Source organism: Streptomyces sp. NPDC019937 (assembly GCF_040631655.1).
Taxonomy (GTDB): Bacteria; Actinomycetota; Actinomycetes; order Streptomycetales; family Streptomycetaceae; genus Streptomyces.
Genome location: NZ_JBEYAL010000013.1, coordinates 53377 through 74735 on the forward strand (window position 1 = coordinate 53377; position 21359 = coordinate 74735).

The 21359-nt window shown below is 75.2% G+C and carries 8 protein-coding genes and 1 pseudogene; all 9 read right to left on the reverse strand.

Annotation, left to right across the window (positions count from 1 at the left end):
• Nucleotides 1-3: 3 nt before the first annotated feature.
• Nucleotides 4-1191: pseudogene (locus ABZ562_RS15360) on the reverse strand (glycosyltransferase); the annotation flags it as partial.
• Entirely contained in the window at nt 1188-2054 is an 867-nt protein-coding gene (locus ABZ562_RS15365) for an alpha/beta hydrolase (protein ID WP_361478609.1), read from the reverse strand. The pseudogene ABZ562_RS15360 and the gene ABZ562_RS15365, both read right to left, overlap by 4 nt.
• Nucleotides 2055-2057: 3 nt before the next feature.
• A complete protein-coding gene (locus tag ABZ562_RS15370; RefSeq protein WP_234357018.1) occupies nt 2058-2312 on the reverse strand; it encodes a phosphopantetheine-binding protein in 255 nt (84 codons plus the stop codon).
• Between the two features lie 77 nt (nt 2313-2389).
• Entirely contained in the window at nt 2390-7444 is a 5055-nt protein-coding gene (locus ABZ562_RS15375; protein ID WP_361478612.1) for a beta-ketoacyl synthase N-terminal-like domain-containing protein, read from the reverse strand.
• 2 nt (nt 7445-7446) lie between these two features.
• Nucleotides 7447-14394 carry an SDR family NAD(P)-dependent oxidoreductase gene (locus tag ABZ562_RS15380; RefSeq protein WP_361478615.1) on the reverse strand — a complete coding sequence of 2316 codons (6948 nt, stop codon included), beginning with the start codon at nt 14392-14394 and terminating at the stop codon, nt 7447-7449.
• Nucleotides 14395-14839: 445 nt separating this feature from the next.
• A complete protein-coding gene (locus ABZ562_RS15385; RefSeq protein ID WP_361478880.1) occupies nt 14840-15580 on the reverse strand; it encodes a YoaK family protein in 741 nt (246 codons plus the stop codon).
• A gap of 73 nt (nt 15581-15653) precedes the next feature.
• Nucleotides 15654-16316 carry a hydrolase gene (locus tag ABZ562_RS15390; protein ID WP_361478618.1) on the reverse strand — a complete coding sequence of 221 codons (663 nt, stop codon included), beginning with the start codon at nt 16314-16316 and terminating at the stop codon, nt 15654-15656.
• A gap of 87 nt (nt 16317-16403) precedes the next feature.
• Nucleotides 16404-18287, reverse strand: coding sequence for an amidohydrolase (locus ABZ562_RS15395; protein ID WP_361478883.1), 1884 nt, complete (start codon nt 18285-18287; stop codon nt 16404-16406).
• Nucleotides 18288-18446: 159 nt separating this feature from the next.
• The gene (locus ABZ562_RS15400; protein WP_361478621.1) at nt 18447-21269 is read right to left on the reverse strand and encodes a BTAD domain-containing putative transcriptional regulator; all 2823 of its coding nucleotides are present in this window, start codon (nt 21267-21269) and stop codon (nt 18447-18449) included.
• Between the last annotated feature and the right edge of the window lie 90 nt (nt 21270-21359).

Genomic DNA, 21359 nt, shown 5'->3' on the forward strand with positions numbered 1-21359 from the left:
GGCGGCCAGTCGTTCCAGGTGGGCGGCGGCCGCGCGGGCGCCGCCCGCCGCGCGGAAGGACGCGCCGACCCGCTCGGCGGCGGCGCGGTGGCCCGGTTCGTCCAGTACGGCGTCGACGGCCTCGCCGAGCGCCGCCGCCCGGACCCTGCCGAACCTGACCCGGACGCCCGCGCCGGCGGCCACCACCTGGGCGGCCACCACGGGCTGGTCGTCCCGGATCGGGGCCACCACGAGCGGGACACCGTGCCACAGGGCCTCGCACACGGTGTTGTGTCCCGCGTGGCACACGACCGCCGCCACCCGCTCCAGCAGGCGCAGCTGGGGGATCCGCGGGACCGTCAGCAGGTTCTTGTCGCTCTCCTCGGCCACGGGGCCGAGGGTGCCCGCCGGATCGACGATGACCGTCTGGAAGCGGTCGGACCGGGCGCGTACGGCCTCCCGGGACGCGGCGAGGAAGCGGGCGCCCGCGTCGGTGTTCGCGGTGCCGAGGGTGACCAGGACGGTGGGGCGGGCGGGGTCCAGCCACTCCCACGGGAAGTCGGGTTCGTCCGGGCGCCCGGCGATGGACGGGCCCACGTACCGGATGTGGTCGGCCGCCCGGACGGGCCGCCCGGCCAGCTCCTCGGTGGTGAACGCCAGCACCAGATCGGGCGAGAACCGGGGGTCGGCCGTGCCGCGCGGGTCGCCGATCCGGTCCCGCACCCCGGCCAGCAGCCCGTCCAGCCAGGCGTCGATCTTGGGCATGCCGTCCAGCGCGCCGGTGAACTCCGCCGAGGTGGTGGCCGAGGTGGCCCACCGTACGCCCAGCCGCTCGGCCACCAGGGGGCCCGCCACGGTCTGCTGGTCGGCCACCACCACATCCGGGCGGAACTCCTCGACGGCCCGGGCCACGCCGGGGGCCATGGCCTCGGCGAGCGGCACCAGGAAGTCCTCCCACAGGAACTTCAGCGCGCCCGGGCCGCGCACCTCGGGCGGGCGCTCCGCCCCGCCCTCGCCGATCACCGGCCCGGCGCAGCGGTGGACCGTGGCGCCGGGGCCGACCAGCCGCTGGACGACCTCCGGCAGCCCGGCCCAGGCCACCTGGTGGCCACGGGCGGTCAGTTCGGCCGCGACGCCGACGGTCGGGTTGACGTGGCCGACGAGCGGCGGCACGACGAAGAGGAAGCGGCGGCCCGGGGACGTCACGGTCATGAGACATCAGCTCCCTCGGCCCCGGCCGCCACCGGGACGGCGGTCCCCTGTTCGCGGATCCAGGACAGCAGCAGTGCGCGTATCCGCGCGGGCGCCTCGGCCAGCACCGAATGCCCCTCCCCCGGCAGCATGACCGTGCGGGTGCCGGGCGGCAGCGTCTTGAGCCATCCGTCCTCGGCGGCGAGTTCGGAGTCCGCGCCGTACACGGCGAGCGTCGGGCAGCGCAGGGAGCGGACCTGCTCCTCGCTCACCGTCCGGCTCGCCGCCACGTCCTCGGCGATCGTGGTCGTACGCACCAGCCGGGCCGCCGACTTGGCCAGCCGCGCGGTGTGCGCGCCCCGGTGGGCGGTGACCCAGGCCAGCGACTCCGCCTCGTGTGCGACGAGTTCGACGACGACGCGCCGCATGATTCCGCTGATGTCCGCAAGCCAGCTCTCGGTGGCGGGTTTCGCCTCGATCGTCGCGATACCGGCTATCCGTTCCGGGTGGCGCAGGGCGTAGCCGTACGCCACCGTGCCACCGAAGCAGTTGCCCACGAGGTGGACGGGCGTGGTGATGTCCAGCTGGTCCAGCAGCCGCTCCAGGTCGCTGACGAACGTCTCCAGCCGGTAGCCGGATCCGGGGCGCTCGCTGCGGCCGTGCCCCCGCTGGTCGTACATCACCACGTCCAGCCCGGCGGCGGCCAGGTCCGAAGCCACCGTGAAATACCAGCTGGCCAGGGAGTCGGTGAGCAGGCCGTGGACGAGCACGACGGTGGCGGTGGGCGGCCGTCCGCCCGGCGGGGACAGCCGCTGTACGTGCAGGCGGATACCGTCCGGTCCGTCGCCGGTGCCGGGCGGGCCACCGAGGTGGATCATCGCCATGGGTCAGCTCCCCTCGGCCACTCTGAGGCACCGCACGATGTACTCCACGAGCTGCCCGACGGTGAGGCCGATGATCTCGTCCAGCTCCAGGTCCGCCACGAACTCGGCGAAGTTGACCTCCTGCCCGTACCGGTCCTGAAGGGTGCCCGCCAGGGTCACCAGGTCGATGCTCTCCAGCTCCAGGTCATCGGTGAAGCGGGTGTCCATGGTGACCTCGATGTCGTCGAGGCCGTCCTCGTCGAGCATGTCCCGGAGCATTCCGGCGACGTCCGCGAGCACGGCCGGCGCGGCCGGTGTGTCGGGCGCGGGCGCCGGGGCGGTGGGTTCGACGGTGGTCACTGATCGGTCTCCTCGTCCTGATCCCGGTGGCCCGGACCGGTCGTCCAGGCCACGGCGTACTCCCTGCCCGGCAACCCGGACGGGTTGGCGGTCGTCGTGCAGCACACCCGGTAGCGGCGCGGCCGGTGTCCGGTGGCGGTGGCCACCTCGACGGTGAGCCGCGCGTGTTCCGCGTCCTCCGGCTCCACACCGACCACGGTGGCGTCCCGGCCGGTGCCGTCCGCCTTCGCCACCGCCGCCTTGGCGGCGCGGAAGGCCGTGGCCCACCGGACCGTGTGGCTGGTGTCCGATGCGGCCACGGAGGCGAGGAGTTCGCGCTCGGCCGGGCCGAACGGCTCGCCACCGTCGGCGACTTCCTCGATGCCGATGCCGATGCCGGTGCCGTGTTGCTTGTCCGGGTGGCGCGGCACCACCAGGGCGACCCCGGCCTCGGCCCGGGCCGCCAGCGTCAGTTGCAGCGGGGGCAGGGTCCGGCCGTGGACGCCGACGGCGTACGGGCGGCCGCGTTCGTCCTCGCACACCCGGATCTCGGCCGGGAAGACCGGCCCCTCCCCCTGCTCCCACAGCCACCGCCGTACCGCGTCCTTGGCCGCGATCCGGCCCAGCAGCCACTGCCTGCGGCCGAGCGGCGGCTGCCGCGCGTACTCGGCACGCTCGGCGCCGCCCAGGTGGTTGCGCATGATCAGATCCCGCGAGGCCAGGTCCGGCCAGCGCTCGTACACCAGTGACCAGCCACCCGGCTGGGCCTGCGACAGTGTATTGCGCTGCGGGAAGCGCTCCACCGGGCGGGTCTGGGGATGGTTGTCGAACCGGCGGTCGTGCCAGCCGCGCAGCTCCGCCCACACCTGCCCGTCGGCCAGCAGCTGGACATCGGCCTCAAGCGCCGCATCGGTCAGCGCGACGATCCTGACCAGGCACTCCACTTCGGTGCCCGGCCGAGGAGGCGGACCGTAGAAGCACATCAGGCGCATCCCGACGGGAAAGACGACGGAGCGCTCGGTGTGCGTCGCCATGATCCAGTACCCGAGGAGCTGCCCGACGTTGTCCAGGAGCGCCCCGGGCGCGGCCGGTGTGGTGATCGTGCCGCGCACATGCCTCTCGCCGATCGCGGTGAACCGGGTGAGCCCCTGGAACGCCGGGCCGTGGAACATCCAGCGCTCGCCATAGATCTGCGCCGCGGTGTGCTCGGGCACCCGCTCGGTGGCGGGGTCGACACGCCACGGCGCGGGGCGGTCGGCCGGATAGTGGGGCGCGAGCTGGACGGTGCCACGGGCGCTGCGGCCGAACGTGGCGGTGTAGTGGGCGGGGTTGGTGGCGGACGGTGTCACGGTGACCGCGACGGTGCTGGGCGGCGTCGCGGTCACCCACTGATCGAAGCGCGCGCCGTGCACGGCCACGGCCACCCCGCCGCCGTCCGCCGCGTGCTCCGCCGCGTCGATGAGGTGCTGGACGATCGTGGTGGCCGGAACCACGGGCCACCGGTCGGATTCATCGGGCCAGCCGGGACGCTGCGGGAAGAAGCAGTGATCGCGGAGGTAGGGCATGGCCTCGGTGGAGACCCGCACGTCGTAGCGACGCGCACGAGCCGAAGCCCGCCCGGCCCGCCCCGCCGCGACCACCTCGACCGCCACATCGGCCGTCTCCCGAAGGAGCGCGTCAAGCTCGGCAGCCCAGGGCGCGGCGGTCTGATCCGTTCCCGCCGCCACAGACGGCGGCGCGGGGTGGCGCGGCGCGCCCGTCGCCGCCGGGTACGGCGGGGTGGCCTGGGCCGTGCCCGCCAACGTCGGGTGCGGCGAAGCTTGGACCTGGTCCGGTGCGACATGACCTGAGCCCGCCGTCGCCGGGTGCGGCGGCACGGCCTGCCCCGCCAGTGCCGCCGGGTACGGCGGCACGGCCCGACTCGTGCCCGCCGTCGCAGGGTGCGGCGCCTCGGGCTGATCCGTTCCCGCCGCCGGAAGCGGCGGCGCGGCCCGGCCCCTGCCCGCCACCACCGCGTACGGCGGTGTGGCCTGGGCGGCGCCCGCCGTCATCGCGTGCGACGACGCGGCGTACGGCGGGCCCGACGCCGACTGCAGCGGCACGGTGTGGTGGGTGCCGGCCACCGGTTGCGGGCACGGCGCGCTTGTCGCCGGGAGTGGCGGCACGGCCCGGTCCGCACTCGCCACGGCCGGGTACGGCGGTGTGGCCTGAACCGGGCCCGGGGGTGGCCAGGCGTGGTGGGGGGCCGGGGGGCGGAGCCCCTCGGTTTCGGGAAGGGGCGGGGTGGGGAAAGCCCCCTCCCCCACCGACCTCAGCGCATCCCGCAGCTCACCCAGCCGCCGCTCGCCGAGCGAGATCAGCGCGCCGTCCAGGTTCAGCCGCACCGGGGCCGATGGCCGCGCCGCACGCGCCCTCGCGCCGGGGCGCGGGAGGGCGGGGTCCACGGGCGCGCCCTCCGTCCACAGCGCGGTGGCGACGCGCCGCAGCTGGGCGACGCCGTCGCGGTGGGGGGAGTTGGCGGCCACCACGAGGTGGTCGCGGCCCTGCAGCGTGTCGCCGATGAGCGAGGCCAGCTGGCCGGTGCCCATCTGTACGAACGCGCGGAAGCCCGCGTCGTGCAGCGCCTGGATCAGCAGCCGGAACCGCACCGGCTCCAGGAGGTGCCGCACGAACAGCCGCCGCACCCCGGCCTCGGTGTCCGGATACGGCGCGGCGGTGGTTCCGGACCAGACGGGGACGCGAGGTGGCAGGAGCAGTTCGAAGCGTTCCGCCAGGGTTCTGATGGGGTCGAGGAAGGGGGCCAGCATGGGCGTGTGGAAGCCGGACTGGAAGGGCAGGACCTGGGCGATCACGCCCGTCGCGCGCATCGCCCGGACGAACTCCTCGACGTCGTCCCGGGGTCCGCACACCATGGACTGGCTGGGCGCGTTGTCGTGGGAGAGCACGATCCGGTTCTCCGGCCGCTCGGCGAGCGCGGTGAGGACGCGTTCCGCGCCCGTGCCGAGGACGGCGAAGGTCACACCGGGGACGCGCAGGGCGTCGGGGTCGAAGGAGTCGAGGAAGGCGTCGACGGCCTCGCCCGCGTAGAGTCCGCCCGCGGCCATCGCGGACCACTCTCCGACGCTGTGTCCGGCCATCGCGTCCGGCACGATTCCCATCCGTCCGAGCGCGGCGTTCAGCAGGCGTCCGACGCCGAAGACACCGACGCCGTGGCGGCCGATGTCGCCCGCCCGGGCCGCCTCGCCGTAGCGCTCGCCCGGGCGGCCGCCGGTGTGGCGGGACAGGCCGAAGTACTCGGCGATCCCGTCCGTGCGGGGCTCGAACTCGGCTTCCAGGCCGGGGAAGACGAAGGCCAGCTTCCCGGCGGGGCTGCTCAGCAGGGGTTCGGGGGTGAACCAGACGTCGTTGCGGCCGCGCCACGGGCGGCCCTTGGCGACCACGCGCCGTGCGAGGGCGAGCCGCTTGGCGGTGGGCTCGACGATGCCCAGCCGCGTACGGGCACCCCGCCCGGAAGCGGGGGCGGGCGCGGTGGCCCGTACGGCCGCGTCGTCGGCGGCGAGCAGTTCGGCCAGCCGCTCCGGGGTGTCCACGGCCAGGGCGAGCACCCGTTCGGGTTCGGTCACGAGGGCCGCCGGGCGCCGCTTCACCCCCGCGGCCGGCTCCTGCTCCAGCACCACATGCGCGTTGATCCCGCCGAACCCGAAGGCGTTGACCGCCGCGCGCCGCACGGGCGCCTCCCAGGGGGTGGCCGCGTCGAGGGTACGGAAGCGGGTGGACGCCAGCCCCGGGTGCGGGTCGTCGCAGTGCAGGGTGGGCAGCAGCCACCCGCGGTGGACGGCGAGGGCGGCCTTGACCAGCCCCGCGACACCGGCGGTCGGCATGGTGTGGCCGATCATCGACTTCACCGAGCCGATGACGGCGGACCCGTCCGGCGCGCCGCCGGGCCCGAACACCTCGGCCAGCGTGGTGAGTTCGGCCGCGTCCCCGGCGGGGGTGGCCGTGCCGTGCGCCTCCAGCAACCCGATCGAGTCCGCTTCGCGCGGGTCGAGGCCCGCGGCGCGCCAGGCCTGCCGTACGGCGCGGGTCTGGCCGCCGGGGTCCGGGTTGACCAGGCCGGTGGCGCGGCCGTCCGAGGCCACGCCGGTGCCGCGGATGACGGCGTAGACGCGGTCGCCGTCGCGCCGCGCGTCGGCGAGCCGTTTGAGGACGACCACACCGGTGCCCTCGCCGATCAGCAGGCCGTCGGCGGCGCGGTCGAAGGGCCGGATGCGCTGGCTCGGCGACAGGGCGCGCAGCTGCGTGAAGACGCTCCACAGGGTGATGTCGTGGCAGTGGTGGACACCGCCCGCCAGCATCACGTCGCACCGCCCGGAGGCCAGCTCCGCCACCGCCTGGTCGACGGCGACGAGGGAGGACGCGCAGGCGGCGTCCACGGTGTACGCGGGCCCGCGCAGGTCGAGCCGGTTGGCGATGCGGGAGGCGGCCAGGTTGGGCACCAGCCCGATGGCCGTCTCCGGGCGGTCCGGGCCGAGCTGTTCGGTGAAGGCGTCCCGGATCCGGTCAAGGTGGCCGGGGCCGAGGCCGGGCAGCAGCTCACCGAGGGTCCGTACGAGCTGGTGTGCGGTGCGGACCCGCTGGTCGAGCCGGACCAGCCCGGGGGTGAGGTAGCCGCCCCTGCCCAGGACGACGCCCACCCGCTCCCGGTCGGGCAGGTGGTCGTCGCCGCCCGCGTCGGCGATGGCGGCCGCCGCGACACCGAGGGCGATCAGCTGGTCGGGCTCGGTGCCGGAGACCGAGTTCGGCATGATGCCGAAGCGGGCGGCGTCCACGTGCGCGTACGCGTCGACGAAGCCGCCCCGGCGGCAGTACACCCGGTCGGGCGCGGCCGGTGTGCCGTTGCCACCGCCCCGCGGGTCGTAGAACCCCGCGTCCCACCGCCCGGCCGGGACGTCGGTGATGGCGTCCACGCCACCGGACAGGTTGCGCCAGTAGGTGTCCAGGTCCGGGGAGCCGGGCAGCAGGACCGACATTCCGACGATGGCCACCGGAGACGGATGCGGACGTGCCGTCATGGTCACCAGCCCGAGGCGGTGTAGACGACGGCCTGGTCCGGCTCATCGCCCCAGGCCAGCTCGCGCAGCAGCGCCAGCGCGCCCTCTTCGGGGTCGATGAGGGAGATGCCGCGCCGGGCGTACTCCCGGCCCAGCTCCGGGGTGACCATGCCGGCGTGGGCGCCGACCGGGGCCCACGGCCCCCAGTGCACGGTCAGCGCCCGGCGGCCGGTGCGGGCCCGCCACCGTGCGCCGAGGGTTTCCAGGGCGTCGTTGGCCGCGGCGTAGTCCACCTGGCCGCGGTTGCCGAGGGCGGCGGAGATGCTGCCGAACAACACGGTGAACGAAGGGGGTTCGGGCAGTTCCGCGAGCGCGTCCAGCAGGGTCCGCGCGCCGTCCACCTTGGTGCCGAAGACCCGCCCGAAGGACTCGGCGGGCTTCTCCGCGATCAGCCGGTCCTCGATGACACCGGCCGCGTACACGGCGCCGTCCAGCCGCCCGTGGTCGGCGTGGATCTGCTTCACGGCCTGGAGGACCGCCGCGTCGTCCCGTACGTCCACCGAGCGGTAGCGCACCCGGCTGCCCAGCGCGCCCAACTCGGCCAGGGTGGAGGCGACTTCGCGGCCCGCGAGGATCCGGGCGGCCTCCCGCTCGATCCCGGCCGGTGTCGCGCCGCCCCGGGCGGCGAGCGCCGCGCGCAGCGCCGTCTCGTCGTGCGCCGCCGCGGTGTCCGGGGCCTCCGGGCCGGTGGGCTCGGGCGTGCGGCCGAGGAGTTCGATCCGGCAGCGGGCGGCGGACGCCAGGGCGATCGCGCACCGGGCGGTGATGCCGCGCGCCCCGCCGACCAGGACCACGACGGAGTCGCGGTCCAGGCCGAGCGCGGCGGCCTCCGCCGCGCCGTCCCCGGCGGGCCCGGCGCCCGAGGCGGCGAGCGGCCCGAGCGGGGCGTGGGTGAGGTCCAGCCGGTGGCGGCGTCCGTCGGCGGCACGCAGCACGACGGGCGTGCGGTCGGTAGCGGACAGCTCGTCGAGCAGCGCCCCGGCCACGCCGTCGGCGGACACGGGCGCCTCGGCGGCCAGCTCCACCAAGGTGGCGGCCACGTCCGGGTATTCCCTGGCCACCGTACGGAACACCCCGCGCAGCCCGGCCGGGCGCGGGTCGAGCGGATCGGCGGTACGCACGGCGAGCAGCCGGCGTGGCGCGCGACGCAGTGCCGCCTGGAGTACGGCGAACGCCCCGGGCAGCAGGGGTGCGCCGGACCCGGCCAGCGGGTCGAGCAGCAGCACACCGTCCACCGGGCCGTCCTCCTCGGCGAGCAGATGGCCCGCGGCGAGGGTGACGGTCCGGGCGCCGTGTCCGGCGAGCCGGGCGGCGACCGCGTCGGCCACGCCTGCCGTGTCACCGCCGAGCAGGGCGAAACGCCTGCCGGTGAGGTCGAGCGGCCCGGTGCCCTCCGGCTCGTCCAGGGGTACGGGCACCAGCCGCATGCGCCGGGGTGCCACGCCCGGCACGGCGGCGGGCCCGGCCACGGGTTCGGCCGCGGGCGCGGGGGCGGGCTCGGCAAGAGGCGCGGCGGCGGGGGCGAGGCGGGCCGTGAGCCAGTCGGTGACGGCCGCCGTCGTACGGGCCTTGGCCAGCTCCTCCAGCTCCTCGTCGCCCAGCGCGGCGGTTCCGGCGCCCGCGACGCCGAGGCGCCGGGCCAGCTCACCGGCGATCTCGGCGCGTTTGATGGAGTCGATGCTGAGGTCGGCTTCGAGGTCGAGATCGGGTTCGATCATGTCGACGGGGTAGCCGGTGCGTTCGCTGATGATCTCGGAGACCGCGCGCAGGACCTCGGCCCCGGTGGCGGGCGCGGCGGCCGGTTCCTCCGGGGCGGGCACGACGGTGGCGGGTGCGGAAGCGGCCACGGGCTCGGGCAGCGCGGTGGCCGGGGCGGCCACGGGCAGCGGGGCGGTGGCCGGGGGTGGCGCCGCGGGCCGCTCGCCCGGCGCCCCGCCGAAGTAGGTGAGCAGGACGTCGCGCTGGGCGGCGATCATCTCCCGGCTGGTTCTCAGGTATTCGGCGATCAGGGCGTCCCGGTCCCCGTATCCGCCCTCGCCCTTGCGGTCCGTCTGGCTCACCGTCGCCTCCACGACACGTCGGGCCGGTGCCAGCGCACCGGGGAGAAGGTCACCGTCCGCGGTGCGGACCAGTTGTCCGTCGACCGTCCAACCGGGCCGCTTCGGCGGCGCGGTGGACGCCGCGTCCACGGCGTCCCGGCCGTGGAACAGCCAGCCCGTGCGCACCGGGATCCCGGCGATGGCCAGCTGGGCGAGGGCGTCGAGGAAGCCACGCGGCCCCTCGAAGCCGCTCCGCCGCGCCTCGGTGCGGGCCCGTCGCGGGTCGCAGGCGACGGTACGGTGCGGCCGGTCGCCCAGGATCTCCGCCACCAGCCGGGTCAGCACGGTGCCGGGACCGGCCTCGACGAAGATCCGGGCGCCCGCCGCGTACATGGCCTCGATCTGTTCCTGGAAGCGGACCGGGGCGCCGATCTGGGCGGCGAGTTCGGCGCGGATGGCGTCCGGTTCCGCGCCATGCGGTGCGGCGGTGCGGTTGGCCCAGACCGGGAACTCCGGGCTCGCCACGGCGTGTCCGGCCAGCGCCTCGGCGAAGCGCGGCCCGGCCCCGGCGACCAGCGGGCTGTGGAAGGCACAGGCCACCGGGAGCCGCCGGACGGTGTGTCCGGCCTCCCGCAGCAGCTTGATCGCGTCCGACACTTCCCGCTCGGGGCCGGAGATCGCGGTCTGCCGTGGCGCGTTGTGGTTGGCGGCCACCACCTGGCCGGCGAGCCCGGCCTCCCGCAGCAACCGCTCGACGGTGCCGGCCGGAGCGGTCACGGCGGCCATGGTGCCCGGTTCGTGGCCGGCGGCGTCCAGGATGGCGGCCGCCCGCTCGGCGCTGAGCCGGGGCAGGGTGCGCGGGTCGAGGGCGCCCGCGGCGCACAGCGCGACCAGCTCGCCGTAGCTGTGCCCGGCCGCCATCTCGGGCCGCACTCCGGCCGAGGTGAGCAGGGTGTGGGCGGCGAGCCCCACGATGCCCAGGGCGGGCTGGGCGACCCGGGTGTCGGTGAGGGCGGCGTGTTGCGCGGCCTTCCCGGCGTCGTCGAAGGCGGCCGGGGGGTACAGCGCACCGGCGTGGCCGGGCTCGTGGAGGAGGTGCCGCCGCAGTTCGGGGAAGGCCACGAACAGGTCCGCGAACATCCCGGGCCGCTGGCTGCCCTGCCCGGGGAAGAGGAAGGCCACCTTCCCCACCGGCTCCCCGGGGCCGGTGTCCGGGGCGATGTGCAGTCCGTCGTCCACGCCGCCCGGTCTCGGCGGCCCGGCGGGCGACACGTCGCCCGCCAGCACCCGCCGTAACCGCTCGGCCAGGTCGTCCAGGTCCGTGGCCACCACCGCCACCCGCACCGGTTCGTGGCCGGTGTCGGCCCTCCGGGAGGCGGCCAGCGCGAGGTCGCGCAGCCGCCAGGGCCGCCCCGCCGTGTCGTTGGCCCCGACCTGCCGCAGCGTCTCCTCGACCGCGCGCAGCGCCGCCGCCCGGTCGGCCCCGCGGAAGAGGAAGAGTTCGCAGGGCCAGGCGTCGAGCGTGTGCGCGGGGGGCGGCGCTCCCTTGCCGTGTGCCGCGAGCACCACGTGGAAGTTGGTCCCGCCGAAGCCGAACGCGCTGACCCCGGCGACCCGGCGCGCGGGCGCCGTGGCCCAGGGCCGCGCCTCGGTGTGGAAGACGAAGGGGCCGCGCTCCGCGTCCCACGCCGGGCCCGGCCGCGTCAGGTGCAGGGTCGGCGGCTTGACCCCCGTGTACAGCGCCAGCGTGGTCTTCACCAGCCCGGCCAGCCCGGCGGCGCATTTGGTGTGCCCGATCTGGGACTTGACGGAGCCGAGCGCGCAGCCGCCGGGGGCCGCCCCGGCCTCGGCGAACACCTCGCTGAGGACGGTGAGTTCGGTACGGTCCCCCACGACCGTACCGGTGCCGTGCGCCTCGACCAGGCCGACCTCGGCCGGGGAGACCCCGGCGCCCGCGTAGGCGCGCTCCAGCGCGGCCCGCTGGCCCTCGGGGCGCGGGGCGGTCAGCCCGAGCGAGCGGCCGTCGCTGGAGGATCCGACGCCCTTGATGACGCCGTAGATCCGGTCGCCGTCGCGTTCGGCGTCGGCGAGCCGCTTCAGGACGACGCACGCGACGCCCTCGCCGAGCGCGATGCCGTCGGCCGACGCGTCGAACGCCCGGGAACGGCCGGTCGGGGACAGCGCGTGGACGGAGGAGAAGAGCACATAGTCGTTGATGCCGTTGTGCAGGTCGGCGCCGCCGCACAGGACGAGGTCGCTGGTGCCGGCGGTCAGCTCCTTGCAGGCGACGTCGACGGCGGCCAGCGAGGACGCGCACGCCGCGTCCACGGTGTAGTTGGCGCCGCCGAGGTCGAGCCGGTTGGCGATCCGCCCGGAGATGACGTTGGCGAGCATGCCGGGGAACGAGTCCTCGGTGAGCCGGGGCAGCTGCTCGGCCAGAGTCCCGGGCACCTCGCGGAAGTACGACGGCAGGACGGCGCGCAGCGTCTGCGCGTTGGACAGGTCGCTCCCCGCCTCGGCGCCGAACACCACGGACGTGCGCGACCGGTCGAAGTCCCGGCGCCCGTCCCCGGGGTCGCCGTACCCGGCGTCGTCCAGCGCCCGGCGGGCGGCCTCCAGGGCCAGCAGCTGGACGGGTTCGATGCTGCCGAGGGAGGCCGGGGGGATGCCGTAGCGCAGCGGGTCGAAGGGGATGCGCGGCAGGAAGCCGCCCCACCGCGAGGCGGAGGCGCCGTCCTCGTCGCCGGTGTAGTGGACGGCGGGGTCCCAGCGCTCGGCGGGCACCTCGGTGATGGCGTCCACGCCGCCCACCACATTGGCCCAGAACGAGGCCAGGTCGGGCGCCTGCGGGAACATGCAGGCCATGCCGACCACGGCCACGTCCAGCGGCGCGGGCGCCGGTGCCGTCGCGGGGGCCGCTTCCACGCCCAGCCGTGTACGCAGCGCCTCGGCCCGCGCGGTGAGGAAGTCCGTCGCTGCCGGGCCCACCGCGTGGTGCAGCGCGGCGACGGTGGTGGTGGCCGAGCGCAGCACCGCGACCTGCCCGGCCATGAACATGCCGTCGGAGAGCTGGCGTTGCTCGTCGGCCTTGGTCAACCGGCCGTCGGGGCCGCGCTCCAGGCCCTTGCTGGCGATGCGCAGCCGCCCGACGTTCAGCCGCTCCAGCCGCTCCCACAGCTCCCGGTCGGGTACGCCCTCCTGCCGCAGCCGCTCCTTGAGGGCGTGATAGCCCTCGGTGAAGGGGCTCGGCACACAGCGCGTGGCGTGGCCGGGGGCGGTCTCCAGCAGCGCGGTGCGCTCGGCGGCCAGCACCTGGCGCTGGAAGAGGGGTCGCACGGCGCCGTGGGCGACGGCCTCCTCGGTGAACAGGTACGCGGTGCCCATCAGCAGCCCCGCGGCGACGCCGCGCCGGGTCAGCGGGGCGGCGAGCGCGGCCACCATCGCGGCGGACCGTTCGTCGTGCACCCCGCCGGCGAAGTAGACCTCGAGACCTGCGCCGCCGGAGGAGTGCGCGGGGTCGTCGAGGAAGTCCTCGACGACCGCGAGCTGGGCCTCCCACAGCGGGAAACTCGCGCGCGGCCCCACATGGCCGCCGCATTCGGAGCCCTCGAAGACGAACCGCCGCGCCCCGCCCTCCAGGAACTGGCGCAGCAGTCCGGGCGAGGGCACGTGCAGATAGGTGGTGATGCCGTCCCGCTCCAGCGCCGCGGCCTGGGACGGCCGCCCGCCCGCGATGATGGCGTGGCTCGGGCGGATCTCCCGTACGGCCTCCAGCTGGGCGCTTCTGATCTCCTCCGGGGCGAAGCCGAGCACGCCCACCCCCCACGGGCGGCCGGTCAGGGCGGCCGCGGCCTCCTCCAGCAGGGTGCGCGCCTGGTCGCGTCCGGCCAGGGCGAGCGCGATGAACGGCAGCGCGCCGTCCGCCGCGACGGCGGAGGCGAACCCCGCCTGGTCGCTGACCCGCGTCATCGGGCCCTGCGCGACGGGCAGTTGGGGCGCGGCCTGGTGTGCCGTATCCCGTACGGCGTCCTCCACGGCGGCGCGGATGGCGTCGGTCATGCCCCGGACGGCGCGGCCGGTGTCCTGCCAGCGCTCCGCGAAGCGCGCGGCGAGGAACCCGTCCTGACCCACCGGCAGGGGCGGCCCGGTGTGCGGGGAGCGGGCCCGCGGGCGCAGCGCGCGGTGCCCGTCGACGACCGTGGTCTCCGAACCGTCCATCGGCCGGAGCATCGCGGCACGGTCCTCGGGGAGCCCCGATTCGGCGAGCAGGGCCAGCTGGGTGTCCAGGACGACCCCGGCCGCGCCCCCGATCACCGCGGCGGCGGCGGTGCGCGGGCCGATGCCGCCCCAGGCCCACACCGGTACGGACACCCCGGGCTCGGCCAGGAGCCGCTGGAGCAGGACGAAGGTGCTCAGTTCGCCGACCGGGCCGCCGCATTCACCGCCCCGGGCGATCAGCCCGTGCGCCCCGGCCCGGACCGCCGCCAGGGCCTGGTCCAGGTCGGTCACCTCGGCCAGGACGCGGTGGTGGGCGGCGACGGCGGCGAGCGGCCAGGGCGCGCCGACGCCGAGGACCACGGTGTGCGGTCCGGGCCCGGTGCCGTTCCCCGGGGGTCCGGTGTCCGGTGGTGCGGCGTACCGCAGATCCGCGGGCGTGAGGGGGCAGCCCGCCGTCACGCGCACCCCGTAGCGTCCGTCGGGCACCCAGTCGTCGACGCGTTCCCACGCGTCCAGTGCTGTGCGGCGCGTCGTTCCCAGGTCGAGGACGCCGAGACCGCCCGCGCGGCTGACCGCCGCGGCGAGTCGGGGGTCCGGTTCCTCAAACGGAGTGATACCTATAACAAGATCGCCAGGATACGCAACGGATGACATGTTTTCTCCGGATAAATCGCTGGAGCCGCGAAAGGGAGATAATTCTGACATGCACGTCTAACGTACGGCTTGCGCCTTTTACACAGAACGACGCGGAGGCGAAATTAGCGATCCGGTTACTGAGCCGTCAACAAGTTGCGAGCGCCGTACCTGCCATGACGGGCTGGATCTCGCCATAGGTGGGGAGATCGATCGTGGCACCTTATCTCTCTTCCTTTGTTAAATATTGATGTACCTTTCGTAAGCCGGGGCGGAAGAGAACGCGCCACCGGCGTCCCTTGTGCCCCTCGAATACACCATTTACCCAGCGGGAGTCCCGCTGGGTAAACCGCTGGAGCAGGTGGGCCGGGCTCAATCGGCGGAGCACATTCCGGATTCCGATTTCCCTGCGCAGGCGGTGTGTCGCCGGAAAGTGCGGCCGGAATCAGCCCGCGGACGCGACCGCTCAGCTTCCCGGCGGCCGGGCCCAGACCGCGTCGTCGGACGAGAGGCGGTGGGTGGCGACGGCGGTGACGGCGAGCAGCGCCAGAGCCGGCCCCAGGGTGGCGGCGAGCCCGTGGCGCGGCAGCAGCCAGGCGCCGGTGAGCGCTCCGAGGGACATCGCCAGGACGGACAGCACGCGGCGGGCCGTGCCACCGGTCCCGCCGGGGGCGGCGGAGTCGGCGGCGAGACCGGTCAGGGTCAGGGTGAGCACGGTGGTGGTCAGATCGGGGACGCCCAGGCGCCGTACGACCGCGTTCTGGAGCCCCATGCTCAGGCCGAGCAGCACGATCAGGGCGTAACGGACCTCCGTGGCCGCCAGGCCACCGGGGGCGAGCGCCGGTACGGCGGTGGCGGCCGCGACCAGCGCCGTCTGGGTGCCGGTGGCGACGGCGAGCAGCCGCCCCCGGTGCGCGGGCGGCCGGGCGCCGACGCGGCCCCCGGCGAACGCGCCGGTGAGAAAGGATCCCAGGGACACGAGGGCGGCCGGGGCGGACAGGCCCGGGGCGCCCGCCAGGGCGAAGCCGAGGAAGACCACGTTGCCGGTCATGTTGGCGACGAAGACATGGCCGAGGCCCAGGTAGCTCACGGCGTCGACCAGCCCCGTCACCACGGTCAGCGCCAGCAGCAGCGGCGGCAGCGGGCCATGGCGGTCCGTCACGCGCGGCCCCAGGGTCCGGGCGGCGTCCGTCAGCAGTCTGCGCATCCTCATCGGTCCGCTCCTCGGCGGTCGGTACACCGATGGCGGCGCCGTGGCCGCCATCGGTTCTGAACGGGCCTCAGCCGGCGGCGTGTTCGCCGAGCATGGACTGGGCGTACAGCACCCCGAGCCCGTAGGCCCCCGCGTGGCCCTTCACCACGTCCATGACCGGGCCGTACGTCGCCGTACGCGACCAGTCGCGCTGCAGCTCCAGCAGGACCTGCACCCAGGTGACGGGGGCGGCACCGGCCTGCACCATGCGCTGGACGGCGTGCTCGTGGGCCTGCGGGGTGACGCCGCCGGACGCGTCGGTGACCACGTACACCTCGTAGCCCTGGGCGATGGCGGACAGCACCGGCAGGACCAGGCACACCTCGGTCCACAGCCCGGAGACGACGAGCTTCTTGCGGCCGGTCGCCTTGACGGCCTCGACGAACGCCACGTCCTCCCAGGCGTTCATCGAGGTGCGGTCGATGACCTTCTGGTCGGGGAAGACATCCGCGAGCGGCGGGAGGAGCGGGCCCGAGAAGGTCTCGGCGGCGACGGTGCTCAGCACGACGGGCACGTCGAACACCTTGGCCGCCTTCGCCAGGCCCACGGCGGAGTTGATGATCGCGGTGCGGTCGTGGCTGCCGGTGCCGAAGAACATCTGCGGCTGGTGGTCGATGAACAGCATCACCGCGTTGTCCGGGGTGAGCAGGGCGGGGCTGGGGGTGGCGGTGACCTCGGCGATGTCGGCCATGGTGGGCCCTTTCTCTCTGTGCGGATGGTGTGGGGTGGGTGCGCGCGATGTGCGGGGGTGGCGGGCCGCGTGCCGCGCCCGCGCCGCTCACAGCACGAAGCAGCTGTCGAACGCCGGGGAGTGGTCCTCGGGGAGGTCGCCGCGCCGGACGCGCCACCGCCGGTGCTGCTCCGACTCGGCGACGGCCTGGCCGAGCGACTCCGCCTGGCGGGCGCCGGAGCCGCCCCGCTCTCCCGTGGCCTGATAGCCGCCGAAGCGTGCCACCGGGCTCCACTCCGGGGTGACCGCCGGGATGTCCTCGTCCAGGCCCTCGTACTCGGCGGCGGCGTACACGATGCGGCCGCCGACGATCGTCAGCACCGATTCGATGTGCGGGATATCCCGCTCGGGCACGGTGAAGTAGTCGTCGGACAGGATCGCCAGATCGCCGTAGAAGCCCGGCCGCAGCGCGCCCTTGACCTCGTCCTCGCCGGTCAGCCGGGCCCCCGCCCGGGTGTACATCGCGAGCGCGGTCTCCCGGTCGACCCGGTTCCGCGGGGGCCGCAGCGCCAGGTCCGCGGCCGAGCGGCCGGAGACCAGCCAGTGCAGGGCGACCCACGGGTTGTACGAGGACACCCGGGTGGCATCGGTCCCGGCGCCGACGGTCAGCCCCCGGCCGAGCATCGCCGCGAGGGGCGGCGCCTCGGCCGCCGCGCCCGCTCCGTACCGGCGCAGAAAGGCCTCGCCCTGGAACGACAGCCGGTTCTGCACGGACAGCGCCCCGCCGAGCGCGGCGATGCGGTCGAGGCTGTCCCGCGAGACGGTCTCCGCGTGGTCGAACAGCCACCTGTTCCCGGCCGGGAACAGGCCCTCGGCAGCGAGTTTTTCGAAGACGGCGAGGTCGCGCCGGATGGTCTCGTCATAGGTGGCGTGCAGCCGGAAGCCCCAGCCGTTCTCCATGAGCAGGCGTAACGCCTGCTCGAAGTCGGCCTCGTAGTCGCCGGTGAGGTACGGGCGGGGCTGCGCGAAGTTCTCGAAGTCGGCCGCGGCCCAGGTGAGGTTCTCCCCCGCCCCATTGAGCCGCAGCCACGCGTCCCCGTCGCCGGGGCGCACCATCTCGATCCAGCGCGTCAGGTCCTCGATCTCCTGGCCCGCGGTCTGCGGGAACAGGTGGTAGGCGATGCGCAGGGACAGCAGGCCGCTCTCGGCCAGCTCGGTCACCGTGCCGTAGTCGCCGGGGAAGTTCTGGAAACCTCCGGCGGCGTCGATCGCCGAGGTCAGCCCGAATCGGTTCAGCTCCCGCAGGAAGTGGCGGGTGGAGGTCTTCTTGTCCTCGCCGTGCGGCGTCGGCGCCTTGGCCAGGGTGGAGTACAGGATCAGGGCGCTGGGCGCGGCCAGCAGCAGGCCGGTCGGCTCACCGTCCCGGCCCCGCACGATCTGCCCGCCCTTGGGGTCGGGGGTGGCCTTGGTGAATCCGGCCGCCGTGAGGGCCGCCCGGTTCAGCAGGGCCGACTGATAGAGGTGCAGGACGAACACCGGGGTGTCGGGGGCCGCGGCGTTGAGTTCGGCGACGGTCGGCATCCTCCGTTCGGCGAACTGCTCGGCGGACCAGCCGCCCACCACCCGCACCCACTGGCCCTTCGGGGTGCGCGCCGCCTGCTCGCGCAGCATGGCCAGGCCCTGGCGCAGCGAGCGGACGCCGTCCCAGCGCAGTTCCAGGACGTAGTTGAGCCCGCCGCGGATGACGTGCAGATGGGTGTCGTTGAGTCCGGGGACGACCCGGCGGCCCAGCGCGTCGACCACGCGCGTCGTCGTGCCCAGGTACGGGGCGATGTCGGCGTCGTCCCCGACCGCCCGCACCACACCGTCGCGGATGGCGACCGCACCGGCCTGTGGGCGTGCCGGGTCCTGGGTGTACACCTTCGCGTTGCGGACGATCAGGTCCGCGGCCTCGTCGTCGGTGGCGGCGGGAACGAGCCCGCCGACCGGCATCGTGGACACCTCGGCACCCTCCGGGGAACAGCGTGGCTTCGGTGGCCGACTCCCTCGGTCACCAGGTGTCCCGCACGCTAGGGCGGTCCGGCCGCCGCGCGTTGTCCGGCAGCGCACCGGGGGTTTCCCCTGCGCGCACGGTGGTGTTCGCGAGCGTCCTCAGGCGAGGCCGCGTTCGCGTGTGCGGTCCCGCATCCGGGCGCGGACCTGTTCGGCCTCGTCGGGCCTGCCCAGCTCGGTGAAGAGGGTGAGGGCCTGCCGCCACGCCTCCCCGGCGGTGGTGTGCTCCCCCGTCGCGTGGTGGGTGTCGCCGAGGCGGGCCAGGGTGTCCGCTTCCTGGTACGGCACCCCGAGTTCCCGGTACACGGTGAGGGCGTTGTGGAAGCCGATGACCGCCTGTTTGTACTGGCCGAGATGGTGGTGTGCGTGGCCGACGCTGTCCCAGGTGGCGGCCTCGCCGTAGCGGTCGCCGGTTTCGCGCATCATGACGAGGGCCTGCTCGCAGTGGGCGAGGGCCTGGTCGTACCGCCCCAGCAGGGACAGGTACCAGCCCACCGCGTTCAGGACACGGGCCTCGGCGGCGCGGTGGCCCGCCGCCCGGAAGAGGTCCAGGGCCCGCTGGTTGTGGGCGAGGGCCGCGGTGAGATCGCCCTGCTGGTCGGAGGTCCAGCCCAGGCTGCGGTGGGTGTTGGCGAGCCGGACGGTGTCGCCCAGCCGGTCGAACGCCTCGGCGGCCCGGTCCAGGCGGGTCCGCGCCTCGGCGTAGTGGCCGAGCCTGCCGTCGACGCGGGCGAGGGAGCGTGTCGCGAAGGCTTCCCACTCCGGGTCGGCCAGCCGTCGCGCCGCCGCCAGCGCGGCGCGCTGGGCGGTGTGCCAGTCGTGCCAGTGTCCGCGCCGGTCGAAGAACGCCTCCAGGGCCCAGGCCAGCCGGCAGAGGTGGGCGTCGAACCCGGACGCGGCGGCCCGTTCCAGCGCCGGGAGCAGCCCGGTGTACTCGGCGGTGAGCCAGTCCAGGGCCTGCCGGTCGTCGGTGAGGGTTTCGGGGGTGACACCGGGCAGCGCCGGGCCCGGCGGTATGAGGTCGGCGTCCGGGGAGAGCAGCAGCGCGGCCGGGTGGGCGGTGTGGACGTAGTGGTCGAGCATCCGGTGCAGCGCGCAGCGGCGGGTGGCGTCGGTGTCCTGGTCCTCGACGAGTTCGGTGGCGTACGCGCGCACCAGGTCGTGGAAGGCGTAGCGGCCCCAGCTGTGTTCGGTGAGGAGATGGGCCCGGGTGAGTTCGGCGAGCAGGGTGCGGGTGCGGCGCGGGGGCAGGCCGGTGAGGCTCGCCGCCGCGGCGGCGGTGAGGTCGGGGCCGGGGTGCAGGGCCAGCAGCCGGAAGGCGCGGGCGGATTCGGCGGAGAGGGCGTCGTAGGACCAGGAGAAGGCGGCGCGCGCGTCGATGGCGCTCCCGGTGTCGGCGAAGGCGTCGAGGCTGCCGTGGGTGCGGCGGAGTTCGGTGGCGACGGCGGCCAGCGGGAAACCCGGGTGGAGGGCGGCGCGGGCGGCGACGATGGCGAGCGCCAGCGGGAGCCGGCCGCACAGCTCGACGATGTCCTCCACGGCCCGGGGCTCGGCGGCGGCCCGCTCGTGGCCGATGCGCCGCACCAGCGCGGCGCGGGCGTCGTCGGCGGGCGGCAGGCGCAGCGGCACCGGCACGGCCCCGTCCGAGGCGACCAGGCCCGGCAGCTGGCTGCGGCTGGTGACGAGGGCCAGGCAGCCGGGGCCGCCGGGGAGCAGCGGACGGACCTGGTCGTGGTCGCGGGCGTTGTCCAGCACGACGAGGACGCGCCGGCCGGCGAGCAGGCTGCGGTACAGCGCGGCCTGGGCGTCCAGCCCGGTGGGCAGGTGGCGCGGGGGCACGCCCAGGGCGTGCAGCATTCCGGCGATGGCCTCCGCGGGCTGGGTGGGCGGCCCGCCGGGGTCGAAGCCGCGCAGGTTGAGGTACAGCTGTCCGTCGGGGAACCGGTCGGCGATCCGGTGCGCCCAGTGCACCGCCAGGGTGCTCTTGCCGATCCCCGCCATGCCGCTGATGACGGCGGCGGTGGCTGCGGCGGGCTGTCCGGTGCCGGGCAGCATGGCGAGCAGCTGGTCGAGTTCCGCCCGGCGCCCGGAGAACACCGCGAGGTCGGCGGGGAGTTGGGCGGGCGGTACCCAGGGGGGCTGCCGCTCTCCCGCGGGCGTGGAATGTCGTACGGTCGCGCCGGTCACCCGCTGGTGGGCCGCGCGCAGTTCGGCGCCCGGCGGGACGTCCAGGTCCTCGGCCAGCCGGGTGCGGATGTCGTCGTACACGGCCAGGGCCTGGGCGCGGTGGCCCGACGCGGCCAGGGCCAGGACGAGCCGGGCATGCAGCGGCTCGTCCAGCGGGTCGAGGGTGACGGCCTGCCGGAGCGGTCCGACCACGCGCTCCGCCCGGTCGCAGCGCAGCGCCGCATCGGCGGCCCCGGCCACGGTGTCCAGGTATTCGCGGTCCAGGGCGCCGAACACCTGGTGACGGCGCACCCGCTCCGGAACGCCCGTCGCCACCGGGCCCCGCCACAGGGCGAGGGCGTCCGTGAACAGCTCCAGGGCCGCCTCGAGGTGGCCAATGGCGGCGGCCTGCCCGGCCCGGTGCGCGAGGTCGCGGTGGCGCAGCAGATCCACCGAGTCCCGCGCCACCAGCAGCCGGTAGCCGCCCGCCTCGCGCGGCAGCAGAGTGCCCGCCGCCCGGGGCGGCAGCTCCGGCTCCAGCAGCCGGCGCAGCAGGCCGACATAGCGGTGGACCACGTTCACGGCGGTGGCGGGAGGCCGCTCCGCCCACAGTACGTCGACGATCTCGCTCAGCCGCAGGTGTTCCCCGGCCCGTATCAGCAGCAGGCCCAGCAGGGCCCGTTGCTGCGGAACCCCCAGATCCAGCTCGGCCGTCGACCGCCAGGCGCGCATCGGCCCCAGGATCTCGAACCGCAAGGACTCACCCGCCCGGGGCACCGGACCCGGACGCGCCCCCGTTTTCACTGTTCTTTCACCGCACGAACCTACGCTCTCCACACCGACCGC

Excerpts from the sequence above, each read along its gene's own strand:
- ABZ562_RS15365 (WP_361478609.1), bottom strand. The coding sequence starts at position 2,054 with ATGGCGATGATCCACCTCGGTGGCCCGCCCGGCACCGGCGACGGACCG.
- ABZ562_RS15370 (WP_234357018.1), bottom strand. The coding sequence starts at position 2,312 with ATGCTCCGGGACATGCTCGACGAGGACGGCCTCGACGACATCGAGGTC.
- ABZ562_RS15375 (WP_361478612.1), bottom strand. The coding sequence starts at position 7,444 with ATGACGGCACGTCCGCATCCGTCTCCGGTGGCCATCGTCGGAATGTCG.
- ABZ562_RS15380 (WP_361478615.1), bottom strand. The coding sequence starts at position 14,394 with ATGTCATCCGTTGCGTATCCTGGCGATCTTGTTATAGGTATCACTCCG.
- ABZ562_RS15385 (WP_361478880.1), bottom strand. The coding sequence starts at position 15,580 with ATGCGCAGACTGCTGACGGACGCCGCCCGGACCCTGGGGCCGCGCGTG.
- ABZ562_RS15390 (WP_361478618.1), bottom strand. The coding sequence starts at position 16,316 with ATGGCCGACATCGCCGAGGTCACCGCCACCCCCAGCCCCGCCCTGCTC.
- ABZ562_RS15395 (WP_361478883.1), bottom strand. The coding sequence starts at position 18,287 with ATGCCGGTCGGCGGGCTCGTTCCCGCCGCCACCGACGACGAGGCCGCG.